Annotated in this window: 16 protein-coding genes and 1 tRNA gene; 7 read left to right on the forward strand and 10 right to left on the reverse strand. The window is 72.4% G+C overall.

Annotated elements, in window-relative coordinates; all coding sequences use genetic code 11:
- Positions 1-9 precede the first annotated feature (9 nt).
- From AWC30_RS11240 to AWC30_RS11250, 3 genes are all read left to right on the forward strand, one after another.
- The gene (locus AWC30_RS11240) at positions 10-825 is read left to right on the forward strand and encodes an SDR family oxidoreductase (RefSeq protein WP_085110319.1); all 816 of its coding nucleotides are present in this window, start codon (positions 10-12) and stop codon (positions 823-825) included.
- Positions 826-1,680 (forward strand): SDR family oxidoreductase, encoded by an 855-nt coding sequence (locus AWC30_RS11245; protein WP_085110320.1) that lies wholly within the window; start codon positions 826-828, stop codon positions 1,678-1,680. It abuts the gene before it with no gap.
- A gap of 67 nt (positions 1,681-1,747) precedes the next feature.
- Complete coding sequence (locus AWC30_RS11250) at positions 1,748-2,608, forward strand: alpha/beta fold hydrolase (RefSeq protein WP_085110321.1); 861 nt, start codon at positions 1,748-1,750, stop codon at positions 2,606-2,608.
- Positions 2,609-2,624: 16 nt separating this feature from the next.
- On the opposite strand, the gene AWC30_RS11255 is transcribed toward AWC30_RS11250, so the two are convergent.
- The 7 genes from AWC30_RS11255 to AWC30_RS11285 all read right to left on the reverse strand — a co-directional run bounded on the left by AWC30_RS11255 (position 2,625) and on the right by AWC30_RS11285 (position 9,947).
- A complete protein-coding gene (locus AWC30_RS11255) occupies positions 2,625-3,686 on the reverse strand; it encodes a molybdopterin-dependent oxidoreductase (RefSeq protein ID WP_085110322.1) in 1,062 nt (353 codons plus the stop codon).
- 46 nt (positions 3,687-3,732) lie between these two features.
- A complete protein-coding gene (locus AWC30_RS11260; RefSeq protein ID WP_085110323.1) occupies positions 3,733-5,280 on the reverse strand; it encodes an LCP family protein in 1,548 nt (515 codons plus the stop codon).
- A 35-nt stretch (positions 5,281-5,315) separates the two neighbouring features.
- Entirely contained in the window at positions 5,316-6,569 is a 1,254-nt protein-coding gene (locus AWC30_RS18215; RefSeq protein ID WP_085110324.1) for a PPE family protein, read from the reverse strand.
- Between the two features lie 15 nt (positions 6,570-6,584).
- Positions 6,585-7,424 carry a PE family protein gene (locus AWC30_RS18220; protein WP_085110325.1) on the reverse strand — a complete coding sequence of 280 codons (840 nt, stop codon included), beginning with the start codon at positions 7,422-7,424 and terminating at the stop codon, positions 6,585-6,587.
- Between the two features lie 144 nt (positions 7,425-7,568).
- Entirely contained in the window at positions 7,569-8,213 is a 645-nt protein-coding gene (gene wrbA / locus AWC30_RS11275) for an NAD(P)H:quinone oxidoreductase (protein WP_085110326.1), read from the reverse strand.
- 25 nt (positions 8,214-8,238) lie between these two features.
- On the reverse strand, positions 8,239-8,853 hold the full coding sequence (locus AWC30_RS11280; RefSeq protein WP_085110327.1) for an FMN reductase: 615 nt from the start codon (positions 8,851-8,853) through the stop codon (positions 8,239-8,241).
- The gene (locus tag AWC30_RS11285; protein WP_085110408.1) at positions 8,850-9,947 is read right to left on the reverse strand and encodes an LLM class flavin-dependent oxidoreductase; all 1,098 of its coding nucleotides are present in this window, start codon (positions 9,945-9,947) and stop codon (positions 8,850-8,852) included. The genes AWC30_RS11280 and AWC30_RS11285 overlap by 4 nt, the downstream gene beginning before the upstream one ends.
- 168 nt (positions 9,948-10,115) lie before the next feature.
- On the opposite strand from AWC30_RS11285, the gene AWC30_RS11290 reads away from it, so the two are divergent.
- Positions 10,116-10,568 (forward strand): MarR family winged helix-turn-helix transcriptional regulator, encoded by a 453-nt coding sequence (locus tag AWC30_RS11290; RefSeq protein ID WP_085110328.1) that lies wholly within the window; start codon positions 10,116-10,118, stop codon positions 10,566-10,568.
- Complete coding sequence (locus AWC30_RS11295) at positions 10,565-11,230, forward strand: TMEM175 family protein (RefSeq protein WP_085110329.1); 666 nt, start codon at positions 10,565-10,567, stop codon at positions 11,228-11,230. The genes AWC30_RS11290 and AWC30_RS11295 overlap by 4 nt, the downstream gene beginning before the upstream one ends.
- A 17-nt stretch (positions 11,231-11,247) precedes the next feature.
- Here the strand turns inward: AWC30_RS11295 and AWC30_RS11300 are convergent.
- Together AWC30_RS11300 and AWC30_RS11305 are read right to left on the reverse strand one after the other, a co-directional pair.
- Positions 11,248-11,319: transfer RNA gene (locus tag AWC30_RS11300), tRNA-Thr, on the reverse strand.
- Positions 11,320-11,369: 50 nt separating this feature from the next.
- Positions 11,370-12,140, reverse strand: a complete 771-nt coding sequence (locus AWC30_RS11305) for a hypothetical protein (RefSeq protein WP_085110330.1) — start codon at positions 12,138-12,140, stop codon at positions 11,370-11,372.
- A 135-nt stretch (positions 12,141-12,275) separates the two neighbouring features.
- Between AWC30_RS11305 and AWC30_RS11310 the strand changes: the two genes are divergently transcribed.
- Positions 12,276-12,995, forward strand: coding sequence for a response regulator transcription factor (locus AWC30_RS11310; protein ID WP_085110331.1), 720 nt, complete (start codon positions 12,276-12,278; stop codon positions 12,993-12,995).
- 3 nt (positions 12,996-12,998) lie between these two features.
- Positions 12,999-14,411, forward strand: a complete 1,413-nt coding sequence (locus AWC30_RS11315; protein ID WP_085110332.1) for a sensor histidine kinase — start codon at positions 12,999-13,001, stop codon at positions 14,409-14,411.
- On the opposite strand, the gene AWC30_RS11320 is transcribed toward AWC30_RS11315, so the two are convergent.
- Positions 14,408-14,812 carry an HIT family protein gene (locus AWC30_RS11320; RefSeq protein WP_085110333.1) on the reverse strand — a complete coding sequence of 135 codons (405 nt, stop codon included), beginning with the start codon at positions 14,810-14,812 and terminating at the stop codon, positions 14,408-14,410. The two genes, AWC30_RS11315 and AWC30_RS11320, sit on opposite strands and share 4 nt — an antisense overlap.
- Positions 14,813-14,822: the final 10 nt, after the last annotated feature.

Raw genomic sequence — 14,822 nt, forward strand, 5'->3', positions numbered from 1 at the left:
GGAGGCAGCATGCAGCTCGATTTCGCCGACCGCAGTTTCTTGGTGACCGGCGGCGGCAGCGGTATCGGCAAGGGGGTGGCGGCCGCTCTGACCGCCGCGGGCGCGGACGTGCTGATCGTCGGTCGCGACGCCGACCGGCTGGCCGCCGCCGCCGACGAGATCGGCGGGCGGGTCGAGCACCGCTCGGTGGACGTCACCGACGAGCAGCAGGTGGACGCCGCGGTCGCCGGCCTCGTCGAGCGGCACGGCCGGCTGCACGGGGTGGTGCATTGCGCGGGCGGCTCGCAGACCATCGGGCCGGTCACCCAGATCGACTCGGCGGCCTGGGCGCGCACCGTCGAGCTCAACGTCACCGGCACCATGCACGTGCTCAAACACAGCGCCGCGGAGCTGGTGCGCGGCGGCGGTGGATCGTTCGTGGGGATCTCCTCGATCGCGGCGTCGAACACCCACCGCTGGTTCGGCGCCTACGGGCCCACCAAGTCCGCGGTCGACCACCTGATGAAACTGGCCGCCGACGAACTGGGCGCCTCCCGGGTGCGGGTCAACGGGATCCGGCCGGGGCTGATCCGCACCGAACTGGTCACCGCGATCCTGGACTCGCCTGCGCTGAGCGAGGACTACGCGATCAACACGCCGCTGCCGCGGCCCGGCGAGGTCACCGACGTGGCCAACCTGGCGCTGTTCCTGCTCTCCGACGCCGCCGAATGGATCACCGGGCAGGTCATCAACGTCGACGGCGGGCAGTCGCTGCGCCGCGGACCGGACTTCACCTCGATGCTGGAACCGGCGTTCGGCGCCGACGGGCTGCGCGGGGTGCTGTAGATGGGGATTTATGCGGTCACCGGGGCCGCGTCGGGGATGGGCAAGCAGGCCGCGGACAAGCTGCGCGCGGCCGGGCACACCGTGATCGGGGTGGATCTGCGCGAGGCCGAGGTGATCGCGGACCTGTCCACCCCGGCCGGGCGCGCCGACGGCGCCGCTGCGGTGCTCGCCGCGGCCGGCGGGCGCCTCGACGGCGCGGTGCTGGCCGCCGGGCTCGGCCCGACCCCCGGCCGGGACCGGGCGCGGATGATCTTCGCGGTCAACCACTTCGGGGTGGTGGAGCTGCTGGAGGCGTGGCGCACGGCGTTCGCCGCCGTCGGCTCCGCCAAGGTGGTGGTGATCGGCTCGAACTCGGCCACCGTCACCCCGGCGATGCCGCGGCTGGCGGTGCGGGCGCTGCTGGCCGGTAACGCCCGTCGGGCCGAGCGGCTGGTGGGGCTGTTCGGCCCCGGCGGGCCGTCGCTGGCCTACGCCGCGTCCAAGACCGCGGTGGCCCGCTGGGTGCGCCGCCAGGCGGTGACGCCGCAGTGGGCCGGCGCCGGGATCCGGCTCAACGTGCTGGCGCCGGGGGCGATCATGACCCCGCTGCTGGAGAAGCAGCTGTCCACCCCGCGCGAGGCCAAGGCGATCAAGTCGTTCCCGGTGCCGGTCGGGCATTTCGGTGATGCCGGGCAGTTGGCCGACTGGATGATGTTCATGCTCTCCGATGCGGCGGAATTCCTGTGCGGCAGCGTGGTGTTCGTCGACGGCGGCTCGGACGCCTACTTCCGCGCCGATGACTGGCCGCGCAGCGTGCCGGTGCGCAGGCTGGGCGGCTACCTCAAGCGGTTCAGGTCCTTCGGGGCGTCGCGCTAGGACCCCGACCCGGTGAGGCGCGCCGGGTCGCCTTAGGGTCGATGCCGGAGACCAGGTGAGGAGACACATGCCGGCAGAACTGAGCTACCAGGACACCCAGCGCGAGGTCAGCACCGAGCAGGGGATGCTGCGCTACCACGAGGCCGGTGACGGCCCGACGCTGCTGATGCTGCACGGCTCCGGGCCGGGGGTCAGCGGCTGGCGCAACTTCCGCGGCATCCTGCCCGCCTTCGCCGAGCACTTCCGCTGCCTGGTGCTGGAGTTCCCCGGCTTCGGGGTCAGCGACGACTTCGGCGGGCACCCGATGGTGAGCGCGTTCGGCGCGGTCGGCCAGTTCGCCGACGCCCTGGACCTCGGCGAGGTCAGCATCGTCGGCAACTCGATGGGCGGCGGCGTCGGCATCAACTACGCGATCGGCAACCCCGACAAGGTGCGCCGGCTGGTGACCGTCGGCGGGATCGGCACCAACCTGCTCAGCCCGGGCCCGGCCGAGGGCATCCGGCTGCTGCAGGAGTTCACCGACGACCCCAGCCGGGAGCGGCTGGTGCGCTGGCTGCACTCGATGGTCTACGACCCTGCGGTGGTCACCGAGGAGCTCATCGAGGAACGCTGGCAGCTGGCCACCGACCCGGAGACGCTGGCCGGGGCGCGCCGAATGTACGGCAAAGAGGCGTTCGCGGCGATGACGAAGATGATGGCCCAGTCCAAGGGGCCGCTGCCGTGGGCGATGATGCACCGGGTCAAGGCGCCCACCCTGGTCACCTGGGGCCGCGACGACCGGGTCAGCCCGCTGGACATGGCGCTGATCCCGATGCGGACCATCCCCAACGCCGAGTTCCACGTGTTCCCCAACTGCGGGCACTGGACGATGATCGAGGCCAAGGACGCCTTCGAGGCAGTGGCGCTGGAGTTCCTGCGCCGGCCCTGACGGCCACCCCGGGCTGTCACCCCGAGCCGACCATCAATTCCCTTCGTGCCCAGGCGTTGTTGGCGTAGCCGCCCGGATTCCACAGCGGCACCGGTGATTCCGGTTGCGTGGCCCCGCCGTCGTCCCAGGCTCGGGCCAGCACGCTCAGCGGCCCGGCTTCCGCGTCGACCGACAGCGACCAGCGCCGCCACGCCCAGCGGTGCTCGGCCGGCGCCAGACGTGCGGTCTGCCAGCCGGCCCCGCCGTCAGTGGAGACCTCAACCCGATCGATCCGGCGGGCGTCCTCCGCGATCGCGTAGCCGGCCAGCCGCACCGGCCCGCCGTCGATCCGGACGCCGTCGTCGGGATCGAGGATGGCGCAGTTGAGCGCCAGGGCGGTCAGCGCGGACCCGTCGAGGCGGTAGTCGACCCGCTGAAAGTGGTTGTGCGACTCGAACGGCTGCACCACGATCCCGGTCACCCATTTGACGCTGCGCGCCCCGATGTAGCCGGGCACCACCACCCGCACCGGGCCGCCGTGTAGCCGCGGCAGCGGCGCCCCGTTCATCTCCCAGGCCAGCAGCACCTCCTCGGACAGCGCCTTGGCCAGCGGGATCGACGCCCCGAACGGCTCCGGTGGGTCGGGGATGGTCGAGACGTCCGGGGCGGTGAACGCCACGTGCAGGTCCGCGCCGGGATCGACGTCGGCGGCCCGCAACACGTCGGCCAGCCGGGCCCCGCGCCACACCGCGGTGGAGAGCGCACCCTGCTGCCACGGCTCCTTGCCGGGCAGCGGTCGCACCGCGGCCAGTTCGGCGCGGCGGTTGCCCGCGCACGCCAGCGTGGCCACCACCTCGTGGGCACGGAACCGGGTGGACAGTGCGGCGTGGTCGAGGATGAGCGGTTCGGCGACGGCGCCGCCGACGCTGAGCTGCCAGCGCTCGGCGCCGAAGTCGGGGATCGGCCCGTGGTTGCGGCAGTAGAACGCGTCGGCGGGAGTGAGCATCGATTCGGCCAGCACCCGGGCGGGCGGCTCGGCGTTGAACGGGGCGGTGTCGTGGACGATCAGGTCGTCGCGCTTGCCGTCGGGAATCCCCATCTGTTGGGCCTACCACGGCCGTCGGGGCGGCAAACGCCGAATCGGCTCAGTTGACGCAGGGCACCGCGGTGCCACCGCCGATCGGCCTGCCCTCATCGGGGCTGGGCTCGTCGCTGTCGGTGGACCAGGAGTTGCCGGTGGTGCTGGTGGTCGTCGTCGTGGTGGTGGTCGTGGTGGTCGTCAGCGCGGGCGGGTAGTAGCCGGGACCCAGCGAGACCCGGACGTGCCCGGCCGGCAGGTCGGGATCGGGGTGGGCGGCGACGTCGATGTCGAGCAGGTCGGCCAGCGCGGCGGCGTCGGTCTCGGCGCCCGGCCCGAAGTCGATCACGGTGTCGGTGGGCTCACCCTCCTCACGGTCGCGAACCGCGGAGGTGTGGTAGCCGTGGCCGGACAGCGCCGTGGCGACCCGGGAGGCCATCCCCGCGGTGTCGCCGGCGTTGATGACGTCGACGACGGTGTCCGGGTCGGGCCCGGTGTCGGTGGGCTCGGTGTCCGCGGTGGGCGGTGGGGTGGCGCCGATCGCGGCGGCCACCTCCGCCTTGATCGCCGCCGGGTCGACGATGTTGACGTCCTGGCCGTTGATGACGTCGTAGCGGACCACCGGCAGCGTGCGGTACTCGACGTTGCCGCCGGCGAGGGCCTCCATGCGGCGGAACTGCTCCTCACCCCACCCGGCCGACAGCACCACGTTCTTGCGCACCACCGCCATCAGCCGTTTGAGCTTGCCGAGGTCGCTGAACGTGCCCGCGTCGTTGAGCTGGTGCATCACCGAGACCAGGAACGCCTGCTGGCGGTGGGTGCGGTCGAGGTCGCCGTTCTCCAGCCCGTGGCGCTGCCGCACGAACGCCAGCGCCTGGGCGGCGTCGAGCCGCTGGCGGCCGGCCGGGAAGTCGGCGCCGGAGTATTCGTCGTAGACGGCGTGGTTGAGGCAGACCTCCACCCCGCCCAGGCTCTCGGTCAGGTCGTAGAAGCCGGCCAGGTTGACCTCGGCGAAGTAGTCGATCGGCACCCCGGTCAGGTTGCGCACCGCGCGCAGGGTGGCGGCGCGGCCCGCCTCGCGGCCCTGGGTCTCCAGCTCCTTCTGGTCGGTGACGCCCTCGTCGTAGAGCTTGTCGGCGGTGTAGGCCTTGGTCAGCCCGTAGGCCTCCTTGATCTTGATGTGGTCATAGCCGGGCACGCCGCTGAACGGGATGTAGTCGTCGCGGGGGATGGAGAACGCCACCACCCGGTCGTCGGCGCCGACATGCACCAGGATCAGCGTGTTGGTGTTGTAGCCGCCGGCGTCGGAGTCCCCGGCGTGCAGCCGGTCGAGCACCTCGTCGGGCAGCTCGTTGCCGTCCTGGTCCTTGCGGGAGTCCAGCCCGATCAGCAGGATGTTCATTTCGCCGCCGGTCGAATGGGGGTCGTCGGCGGTGAGCGCATCGGAGACCGTGATGCCGCCGAGCGTGCCGTGCGCCGCCCAGTACCCGGCCCCGGTCAACGCCACCGCGGACGCCGAGACCAGTGCGGTTGCGGCGCGCAGCAGACCCCGGGCGATCCGCGACGGCGCCCGCGGCATCCGGTGGCGGCCACCCGCCCTGGGCTTGGCGTGCATCAACCAAGTATGGGCCAGCGTGTCGCCGGCCGGTCTCAGTCGGTCTTCTTGGGCGGCTGAGCGCGACGGCTCTTGTCCGGGCGGCCGGTGCGGCGCTTGCGGACTCGGGAGCGACCGAGCAGCGACTTCGACGACGTGGCGCTCTGCCGCACACCGCGCAACGCCAGCGGCGCCATCGAGGCGGCGGCCAGCCCGGAGCCGCCGGTGGGCACGGCGACACCCGGGTCGGCGGCGGCGGGTCCGGCGGCGCTGGCCAGCGCCACCGCGTCGACGTCGTCGGGGACGGCGGCCCCCCAGCTCGGCGGCACCGCGAGCCCGTCGACGGTGTAGGCCTCACCGAGCGCCGCCGAGGCCGGCGCCAGGTCGGCGGAGGCCGCCATCTCCGCGCCGCCGGCCGCCGCGGCACCGCCGCCGCCGGCCCAGGCCGGGGCGGTCGCCCCGCCTGCGGCTGCCGCCCCCGCGGGCGCGACTCCGGCGGCGTCGCCGGCGCGCACCGCCGCGGTGATCCCGGCGAACAGGTTCCACGCCAGGATGTTGCCGGCCGCGCCGGTGATGGTCTGCAGGCCGTTCCAGATGCCGATGTTCTGGGTGGAGTTGATGATGTCGCCGAGGAAGCCGGAGACCGGATCGGTGGCCGCCGCCAGCGGGCTCACGGTCGGCGTGGTCAGCCCCGACATCAGCGTGGGCAGGCCGGCGACCAGCTGGGACAGCCCGGCCTGCCCGCCCGCGGCGGGGGCGCCTGCGGCGGCGAACCCGGCGGGCGCGGCGGTCGGGCCGTGCGGTGCGGTGAGCGGCTGCAGGCGGGCCGCCGCGGCCGAGGACGCCGCGTAGCCGTACATCGCGCTGGCGTCCTGGGCCCACATCTCGCCGTAGAGCGCCTCGTTGGCGGCGATCGCCGCGCTGTTCTGTCCGAGCAGGTTGGTGGCAACCAGCGCGGCCAGCTGCGCGCGGTTGGCGGCGATCACCGGCGGGGGCACCGTCATCGCGTGCGCGGACTCGAACGCCGCGGCCGACGCCATCGCCTGCGCCGCGGCCACCTCGGCGGCCTCGGCGGTGCTGTTCATCCACGCCAGATAGGGGGCGAGGGCGGCGGCCATCGCGGCCGACGCGGGCCCCTGCCATTCCTCGGTGGTCAGCGCGGTGACGACCGCCTGATACGAGGCCGCTGCGGTGCCCAGCTCGGAGCCCAGCCCGCTCCACGAGGTCGCGGCGGCCAGCATCGGGGCCGACCCGGGCCCGGTGTACATCGCCGTCGAGATGATCTCCGGCGGAATGGCGGCAAAGTCCATCGCGCGATCCCTCCGCTACACGCCCGGTGGGCGCGGGGTCAGGTTCGGCTTGGCGGCGTAGCGGGCCGGACCGGCGCCACCGCTGTCGTGCTCGGCGGCACCGGCGGCGGCTCCGGGCAGCCCGGCCGGCACGGCACCGGCGGGCGCCTCCCCGGCGACGGCCGGGGCGGTCTCGGTGAGCGCGGTCGCGGAGCCGGGTTGCACGGTCGGGGTCGTGCCCCAACTCGGCGGCACCGACAGCCGCGGGGTCGGTTGACCGCCGGTCGCGGCGACCTGGGTGACCCCGGCGCCGCCGGCGTTGGCACGCAGCGGGACCGCGGTCGCCTCCTGCTCGTGGTCGATGCCCGCGGCCTCCTGCTCCGGTTGGGTGTCGGTGACCAGTTCGTTGGAGCCCAGCTGGATGAAGTCGGAGGCCGCGGAGCCGAAGTTGCTCATCTGCATCGCGCCGATGACCCCGCCGTTGCCGATCGCGGCGGCGACGATCCCGAACGGGCCGCCGTCGGCGCCGCTGAACAGCCGCAGCGGATCCAGCGGGTTGCCCGCGGCGGCCAGCGGGTTGGCCGCGGCCAGCGTGTTGACCGATTCGGTGGCGCCGTAGGCGGCGGCGTTGGACCCGAGGGTGTTGACCACCTGTTGGTGGATCGCCGCGGCCTGGGCGCTGATCTGCTGGTAGAGCGTCCCGTAGGCGTTGAACTGGGTGGCCTGCAGCGCCGAGACCGGGTCGGCGGCGGCCGGGGCCACCCCGGTGGTCGGCCCGGCGGCGGCGGTGGTGTGGGCGTTGACCGCGGTGCCGAGCCCTTCGAGGGTGCTCGCCGCCGCCGCCATCGCCTCGGGCCGGGTGGTCACGAAGGACATGGCTCTGCTCCTCACCGAAGAACCCCGACCGGCACACCGGTGCGTGCCGGTCGGGGACACCTCCATCGTTCTCGGACCCGGGCCCGACGACGGGGGCGTTAACGGCTTCTTGACGCCGTCACACGAAATCTTGACGGTACGTTTTCACCCTGAATTGGAACTGGACGAATCCTGTGTGCCGGCCAGCCGGGTGGCGACGGTGACCACTCGGGTGGCCAGGTGCTCGAGCGCGTCGACGGTGGCCTCGGACAGCTCGTTCTGGTTGTCCGGGCCGGTCACGTGCCCGACGCCGTAGGGGTTGCCGTCGGCGAACTTCACCTCGTCGGTGTAGCCGGGCGGCACCAGGATGCCGCCGAAGTGCATCAGCGAGATGTACAGCGACAGCAGGGTGGACTCCTGCCCGCCGTGGACGGTCTGGCTGGAGGTGAACCCGGCGTAGACCTTGTCGGCCAGCAGCCCCTTGGCCCACAGTCCGCCGAGGGAGTCCAGGAAGGTGCGGAATTGCGCGGTGGGCGAGCCGAACCGGGTGGGTGAGCCGAAGATCACCGCGTCGGCCCAGACGATGTCGTCGCCGGTGGCGGCCGGGAGGTCCTTGGTGGCCTCGTAGTTGGCGGTCCAAGCCGGGTTGTGGGCGAAGTCGGCCGGGTCGCGCGTCTCGGCGATGTGGCGCAGCCGGACCTCGGCGCCTGCGGCTTCGCCGGCCCGGGCCACCCGGGTCGCCATCTCGGTGCCGTGCCCGGTCGCGGAGTAGTAGAGGACCGCCAGTTTCGTCGTCATCGGTTTCGTCATCGTCAACCTTTCGTCGGAGGGTGGGTCAGTGGTCGTCGCCGAGCAGTCGTTGCATCTCGGTGAGGTCTTCGGTGAAGGTGTCGCGGCGGGGGCGGGGCCCGCACGCCCGCAGCAGCCGGGCGAAGTCGCCCGCCGCCCGGCCGATCCGCTCGGAGAGCGCCGAACCGGCCTCGCCGGCGCCGAAGTCGGCGGTGGCGGCGTAGACCGTGGTCGGCGAGACGATCGCGTGCAGGTAGGAGAACATCGGGCGCAGCGCGTGTTCGAGCACCAGCGAGTGCCGTTCGGTGCCGCCGGTCGCGGCGATCAGCACCGGCATCTCGGCCAGGCTCTCCTCGGGCAGCACGTCGAAGAACGACTTGAACAACCCGCTGAACGACGCGTTGAACGCCGGGGTGACGGCGATCAGGCCGTCGGCTCCGGCGACCGTCTCGAACGCCGACTCCAACTCCGCCGCCGCGAACCCGGTCAGCATGGCGTCCATGATCGGGTGGCCCAGGTGGCGTAGCTCGACGACCGTGGCCTGCCCGGTCACCCCGTCGTCGGCCAGGGCGGAGCGGGCGGCGTCGGCGAGCCGGTCGGCCAGCAGCCGGGTCGACGACGGCTCCCGCAGCCCGCCGCTGACCACCGCCAGCCGGGTCATGCCGACCGCTCCGCGGTCGCGATGCGCGCGGCGCGGACCAGTGACTCGTGGGTGGGCGCGTCCGGCACGTGGTCGGGGCGTCCGGCGGCGAATTCCTTGCGCAGCACCGGGATGACTTCCTCGCCGAGCAGGTCGAGCTGCTCCAGCACGGTCTTGAGCGGAAGCCCGGCGTGGTCGACCAGGAACAGCTGGCGCTGGTAGTCGCCGACGTAGTCACGGAAGCTCAGCGTCTTGTCGATCACCTGCTGGGGTGATCCGACGGTCAGCGGGGTCTGCTCGGCGAACTCCTCCAGGCTCGGCCCGTGCCCGTAGACCGGGGCGTTGTCGAAGTACGGCCGGAACTCGTCGACCGCGTCCTGGCTGTTGGGGCGCAGGAACACGTGCCCGCCGAGCCCGACGATGGCCTGGTCGGCGTCGCCGCGGCCGTGATGCTCGAATCGTTGCCGGTAGAGCTGCACCATCCGTTTGGTGTGCGACGGCGGCCAGAAGATGTGGTTGGCGAAGAACCCGTCACCGTAGAACGCGGCCAGCTCGGCGACCTCCGGGGTGCGGATCGACCCGTGCCAGACGAACGGCGGCACCCCGTCCAGCGGGCGCGGTGCCAGGGTGAAGCCCTGCAGCGGGCTGCGGTAGCTGCCGGTCCAGTCGACCACCTCCTCGCGCCACAGCCGGCGCAGCAGCCGGTAGTTCTCCACGGTCAGCGGGACCGCGGTGCGGATGTCCTGGCCGAACCACGGGTAGACCGGGCCGGTGTTGCCGCGGCCCAGCATCAGGTCCACCCGGCCGTCGGCCAGGTGCTGCAGCACGGCGTAGTCCTCGGCGATCTTGACCGGGTCGTTGGTGGTGATCAGCGTGGTCGCGGTGGACAGCTGGATGCGTTCGGTCTGCCCGGCGATGTAGCCCAGCAGGGTGGTGGGGGAGGACGGCACGAACGGCGGGTTGTGGTGCTCGCCGGTGGCGAAGACGTCGAGGCCGACCTCCTCGGCCTTCTTGGCGATCGTGACCGTCGCGCGGATCCGTTCGGCCTCGGTGGGGGCGCGCCCGGTGGTGGGGTCGGGGGTCACGTCCCCGATGGTGAAGATCCCGAACTGGATGCCCGGCATGGCTGCCTCCTGTCGTCATACCTCAAGTAGTTGACGTGACAACTAATGTACCCGGGCCGGATATTCCCGACAAGTGCCGGTTCGCCGTTCCGTTCCGGCCGCGCTCCTCAGGAAGTAATATCGGTGGCAACGATCACTGACGGGGAGGAGGTCGGCGGAATGCCCTGGCTCAGCGACACCGAACAGCGGATGTGGCGCGGGTACCTGGACAGCACCCGGCTGCTGTTCCGGGCGCTGGACCGCCAGCTCATCGAGGACAACGACGTCACCTTCGCCGATTACGAGGTGTTGGCCCTGCTGTCCGAACAGCCGGACCGCCGCATGCGGCTCAGCGAGCTGGCCGACGCCACCGTGACCACCCGCAGCGGGGTGACCCGTGCGGTGAGCCGGATGGCCGAGGCCGGCTGGGTGCGGCGGGTGAAGTGTGAGGAGGACCGGCGCGGATTCTTCGCCGAGCTCACCGACGCCGGCGCGGAGAAGCTGGATTCGGCCAGCCCGGGCCATGTCGCCGCGGTTCGTGCCCACCTGTTCGACCTCCTCAGCGCCCGCGATGTCGAGCTGTTCGCTCACGCGTATACCCAGATCCGCGACCATCTGACGGCGAGCGCGTGACCGCAGGCGGCGCGCCGACCCGGCTGCCCGGCACCGGCCGGGTCGAGGCGTTCAGCGACGGCGTCTTCGCGATCGCGGTCACCCTGCTGGTGCTGGACCTGAAGACCCCGGCGCACGAGCCGGGCGAGTTGCTGGCCGGGCTGGTGCGCCAGTGGCCGGCCTACGCCGGCTACCTGGCGTCGTTTTTGATGGTGGCGGTGATCTGGCTCAACCATCACCAGGCCTTCGTCGGGATCCGCCGGGTGGACTGGGGTGTGCACCTGGCCAACCTGGCGCTGCTGTGCACCACCGCGCTGCTGCCGTTTCCCACCGCGGTGATCTCCCAGGCCTTCATCGACGGGGTCGACACCCCCGATGCGCGGACCGCGGTCGCGCTGTACGCCGGCATCGCCACCGCCATGTGCCTCAGTTGGCTGTTGCTCTACGACCAGGTGCACCGCCGCAGCACCTGCCTGATGGAGGACGGCGACGACCCGGCCGCGTTCGGCGCGAGCCGCACGCGGGCGCTGATCGGCGCCGTGGCCTACCTCGGCGGCGGGCTGCTCGGGGTGCTGTGGTCGCCGCTGGCCGCGCTGGTGGTGTTCATGGTGATGCCGGTGTTCTACGGGCTGACGCTGGGCTGGGCCGGGCCGGGGCGGCGCGAGCCCGGGAGCCGGCCGTAGGGCCGGCCGGGGAGTCGAGCCCCCTGTCAGGATTGAACTGACGACCGCTCGCTTACAAGGCGAGTGCTCTACCACTGAGCTAAGGAGGCGGGTCCAGCCGCCTCAGTGTAATGGCGGCCGGGGCGCGGGCGGGGTCCGCTCAGGACAGCTCGGTGGCCGGGCCCGCACCGCTGCCCGCGCCGGTGTCCTCCTCGATGACCCGGGTCGAGCGCACCGACCGGCTGGAGGGCCGCCGGGACCCGGCGCGGCGCGGCAGCAACGGAATGCGGTCGGCGATGTTGGACAGCGGGTTGACCACCATGGTCAGCGCGATCACCGCCTCCTGCAGGGTCTCGATCGCCGGCTCCAGCGCCTCCATGCCCGGGGCGAGCCTGCTCAGCGTGTCGGCGACGTCGGCGAGCTGTTCCAGCGGGCCGTTGCGGGCGGTGAGCTTGTCGACCAGGCCGCCTTCGGCCAACAGCCGGTCGGCCAGCCCGTCCTCGGCCAGCACCCGCTCGAGCAGCCCGTCCTCGTCGAGTAGCTGGTCGACCAGCCCGCCCGGTTGCAGCGCGCGCTGCAACCCGCCGCCCTCCTGGGTGAGCCGGTCGATCACCCCGCCGGGGGCGGTGAGCTGATCGACGATGCCGTCCTCGGCCAGCAGCCGGTCGATCGGCCCGCCCGCGGCCAGCGCCCGGCCGAGCGGGGCGTCGTCGTCGAGCAGCCGGGCCAGCCGGTTGGCCCGCCCGATCGCCTCCTCGAGGCCGAACATGCCGGTCATCGACGTGGCGGGCATCCCCTCGGAGTCGTCACCGAGGGCCCGCTTGGTGAACCCGAGCGCGACGCCGGCCACCTCCAGGCCGGCCTCGGCGGCGGCCAGCCCGATGCGGGCCGGCGCCAGCATCGCCGCGGTGACGTTTTTGCCCAGGTCCATGGCGGCCAGTCTAGGGCCGCAGGAGGTGGATTATCGCGGTATTCGGGCGGCGCCCCGGCACCGCGAACTAGACTTCACAGCGAATGCACAGCTGTTGCCCAAGGTAAGTTCACGCGCATACGAGCGAATAGACGCATGACAGCACAAGTGGTAGAGCACGTCGATCCGGAAGCCCGGATCCTGGTCGTCGACGATGAGGAGAACATCGTCGAACTGCTGTCGGTCAGCCTCAAATTCCAGGGGTTCGAGGTCCACACCGCGGCCAACGGCCCGGCCGCCCTCGACCGGGCCCGCGAGGTGCGCCCCGACGCGGTGATCCTGGACGTGATGATGCCCGGCATGGACGGCTTCGGCGTCCTGCGCCGGCTGCGCGCCGACGGGATCGACGCCCCGGCGCTGTTCCTCACCGCCCGCGACGCCCTGGCCGACAAGATCACCGGCCTGACCCTCGGCGGCGACGACTACGTCACCAAGCCGTTCAGCCTGGAGGAGGTGGTGGCCCGGCTGCGGGTCATCCTTCGCCGCACCGGCAAGGGCACCGAACAGCCGCGTAACAGCCGGTTGAAGTTCGCCGACATCGAACTCGACGAGGACACCCACGAAGCGTGGAAGGCCGGCGAACCGGTGTCGCTGTCGCCCACCGAGTTCACCCTGCTGCGCTACTTCATGATCAACGCGGGCACCGTGCTCAGCAAGCCGAAGATCCTCGACCACGTGTGGCGCTACGATTTCGGCGGCGAGGTCAATATCGTCGAGTCCTATGTCTCCTATCTGCGCCGCAAGATCGACACCGGCGACAAGCGCCTGCTGCACACGCTGCGCGGCGTGGGGTACGTGCTGCGCGAACCGCGCTAGCCGATGACCCCGGACCGGCGCCGGGCGCTTCCGCTGCGGGTCACCCTGGTGGCCGCCACCCTGATCCTGGTCGCCCTCGGCCTGCTCGGCTCCGGCATCGCCGTCACCTCGATCCTGCGGCACAACCTCATCGCCCGCGCCGACCAGTCGCTGCAGACCGCGTCGCACAGCTGGGCGCAGATCCCGCGCCGGCTGCCGCCGCGCCCCCCGGAGGACCCCAACGCCGGCCGACCGCCGTCGAAGTTCTACGTCCGCGGGGTGGCGCCCGACGGCCGGGTCTGGCTGGCCGGCAACGACCATGTCGCCGAACCGCGGCTACCCGAGGACAACGACGTCGGCCCCGAACCGGTGACCGTCGGATCGGTGGGCCGCTCGGATGTGACGTGGCGCGCGATGACCGTGCGCGCCGCCCGCGGCGAGGTGATCACCGTGGCCACCGACCTCGCCGACGTGCAGTCCACGGTCACGGCGCTGGTCTGGTCGCAGGCCGGGATCGGCACCGCGGTGCTGCTGATCCTGGGCGTGGTCGGCTACGCGGTGGTCTCGCGCAGCCTGCGCCCGCTGGCCCAGGTGGAGCAGACCGCCGCCGCCATCGCCGCCGGACAGGTGGATCTGCGGGTCCCCGAACGCGACACGCGCACCGAGGTGGGCCGGCTCTCGGCCGCGCTCAACGGGATGCTCGCCCGGCTGCAACGCGCGGTCGCCGACTCGGAGTCCTCCGCCGAGCAGGCCCGGCACTCCGAGGACCGGCTGCGCCGGTTCATCACCGACGCCAGCCACGAGCTGCGCACCCCGCTGACCACGATCCGCGGGTTCGCGGAGCTGTACCGGCAGGGCGCCGCCGACGACGTCGAGATGCTGATGCACCGCATCGAGAGCGAGTCCCGCCGGATGGGGTTGCTGGTCGAGGACCTGCTGCTGTTGGCCCAGCTGGACGCGCACCGGCCGCTGGAGCAGCGTCGGGTGGACCTGCTGTCGCTGGCCAGCGACGCGGTGCACGACGCCCAGGCGGTCGCCCCGCAGCGCTCCATCACGCTGACCCTCATCGACGGCCCGGGGCTGCCCGAGGTGCTCGGCGACGAGGCCCGGCTGCGGCAGGTGCTGGGCAACCTGGTCTCCAACGCGCTGCAGCACACCCCGGAGGACGCCTCGGTCGCGGTGCGGGTGGGCACCGACCGCGATCAGGTGATCCTCGACGTCGCCGACACCGGCCCCGGCATGAGCGAGCAGGACGCCGCGCGGGTGTTCGAACGGTTCTTCCGGGCCGACTCGTCGCGCACCCGGGCCAGCGGGGGCGCCGGGCTGGGCCTGCCGATCGTCGACTCGCTGGTGCGCGCCCACGGTGGTGAGGTCAGCGTGCTCACCGTGCCGGGGCAGGGCTGCACCTTCCAGGTGCGGCTGCCGCGGGCCGGCTAACCCAGCTCGGCCAGGGCGGCCTTGATCTTTGCCTGCGCCTCGTCGAGCGACTCCGGGGACGGGTTGCGGTCGACGTTGGCGAACCCGAAGTCGGACAGGTTGCGTGCCGGGAAGACGTGGACGTGCAGGTGCGGCACCTCCAGCCCGGCGATGATCAGCCCGGCGCGCTCGGCGTCGAACGCAGCGCAGACGGCCTTGCCGATCCGCTGGGCGACCGCCATCACCCGGGCGAACACCGGGGTGTCGATGTCCTGCCACTGGTCGATCTCGGCGCGCGGCACCACCAGCGTGTGCCCCTGGGTCATCGGCTCGATGGTCAGGAACCCGACCACCTCGTCGTCCTCGTAGACGAAGCGTCCGGGCAACTCCCCGTTGATGATCTTGGTGAAAACAGTGGCCATGGCCCCAGGG

The sequence above is a fragment of the Mycolicibacillus trivialis genome (genome assembly GCF_002102395.1).
Classification (GTDB): Bacteria; Actinomycetota; Actinomycetes; order Mycobacteriales; family Mycobacteriaceae; genus Mycobacterium; species Mycobacterium triviale.

Coding starts and splice junctions, on each gene's coding strand:
- wrbA (WP_085110326.1), bottom strand. CDS start 8,213: ATGACGAAACCGATGACGACGAAACTGGCGGTCCTCTACTACTCCGCG.
- AWC30_RS11290 (WP_085110328.1), top strand. CDS start 10,116: ATGCCCTGGCTCAGCGACACCGAACAGCGGATGTGGCGCGGGTACCTG.
- AWC30_RS11260 (WP_085110323.1), bottom strand. CDS start 5,280: ATGCACGCCAAGCCCAGGGCGGGTGGCCGCCACCGGATGCCGCGGGCG.
- AWC30_RS18220 (WP_085110325.1), bottom strand. CDS start 7,424: ATGTCCTTCGTGACCACCCGGCCCGAGGCGATGGCGGCGGCGGCGAGC.
- AWC30_RS11250 (WP_085110321.1), top strand. CDS start 1,748: ATGCCGGCAGAACTGAGCTACCAGGACACCCAGCGCGAGGTCAGCACC.
- AWC30_RS11320 (WP_085110333.1), bottom strand. CDS start 14,812: ATGGCCACTGTTTTCACCAAGATCATCAACGGGGAGTTGCCCGGACGC.
- AWC30_RS11255 (WP_085110322.1), bottom strand. CDS start 3,686: ATGGGGATTCCCGACGGCAAGCGCGACGACCTGATCGTCCACGACACC.
- AWC30_RS11305 (WP_085110330.1), bottom strand. CDS start 12,140: ATGGACCTGGGCAAAAACGTCACCGCGGCGATGCTGGCGCCGGCCCGC.
- AWC30_RS11315 (WP_085110332.1), top strand. CDS start 12,999: ATGACCCCGGACCGGCGCCGGGCGCTTCCGCTGCGGGTCACCCTGGTG.
- AWC30_RS18215 (WP_085110324.1), bottom strand. CDS start 6,569: ATGGACTTTGCCGCCATTCCGCCGGAGATCATCTCGACGGCGATGTAC.
- AWC30_RS11245 (WP_085110320.1), top strand. CDS start 826: ATGGGGATTTATGCGGTCACCGGGGCCGCGTCGGGGATGGGCAAGCAG.
- AWC30_RS11280 (WP_085110327.1), bottom strand. CDS start 8,853: ATGACCCGGCTGGCGGTGGTCAGCGGCGGGCTGCGGGAGCCGTCGTCG.
- AWC30_RS11240 (WP_085110319.1), top strand. CDS start 10: ATGCAGCTCGATTTCGCCGACCGCAGTTTCTTGGTGACCGGCGGCGGC.
- AWC30_RS11310 (WP_085110331.1), top strand. CDS start 12,276: ATGACAGCACAAGTGGTAGAGCACGTCGATCCGGAAGCCCGGATCCTG.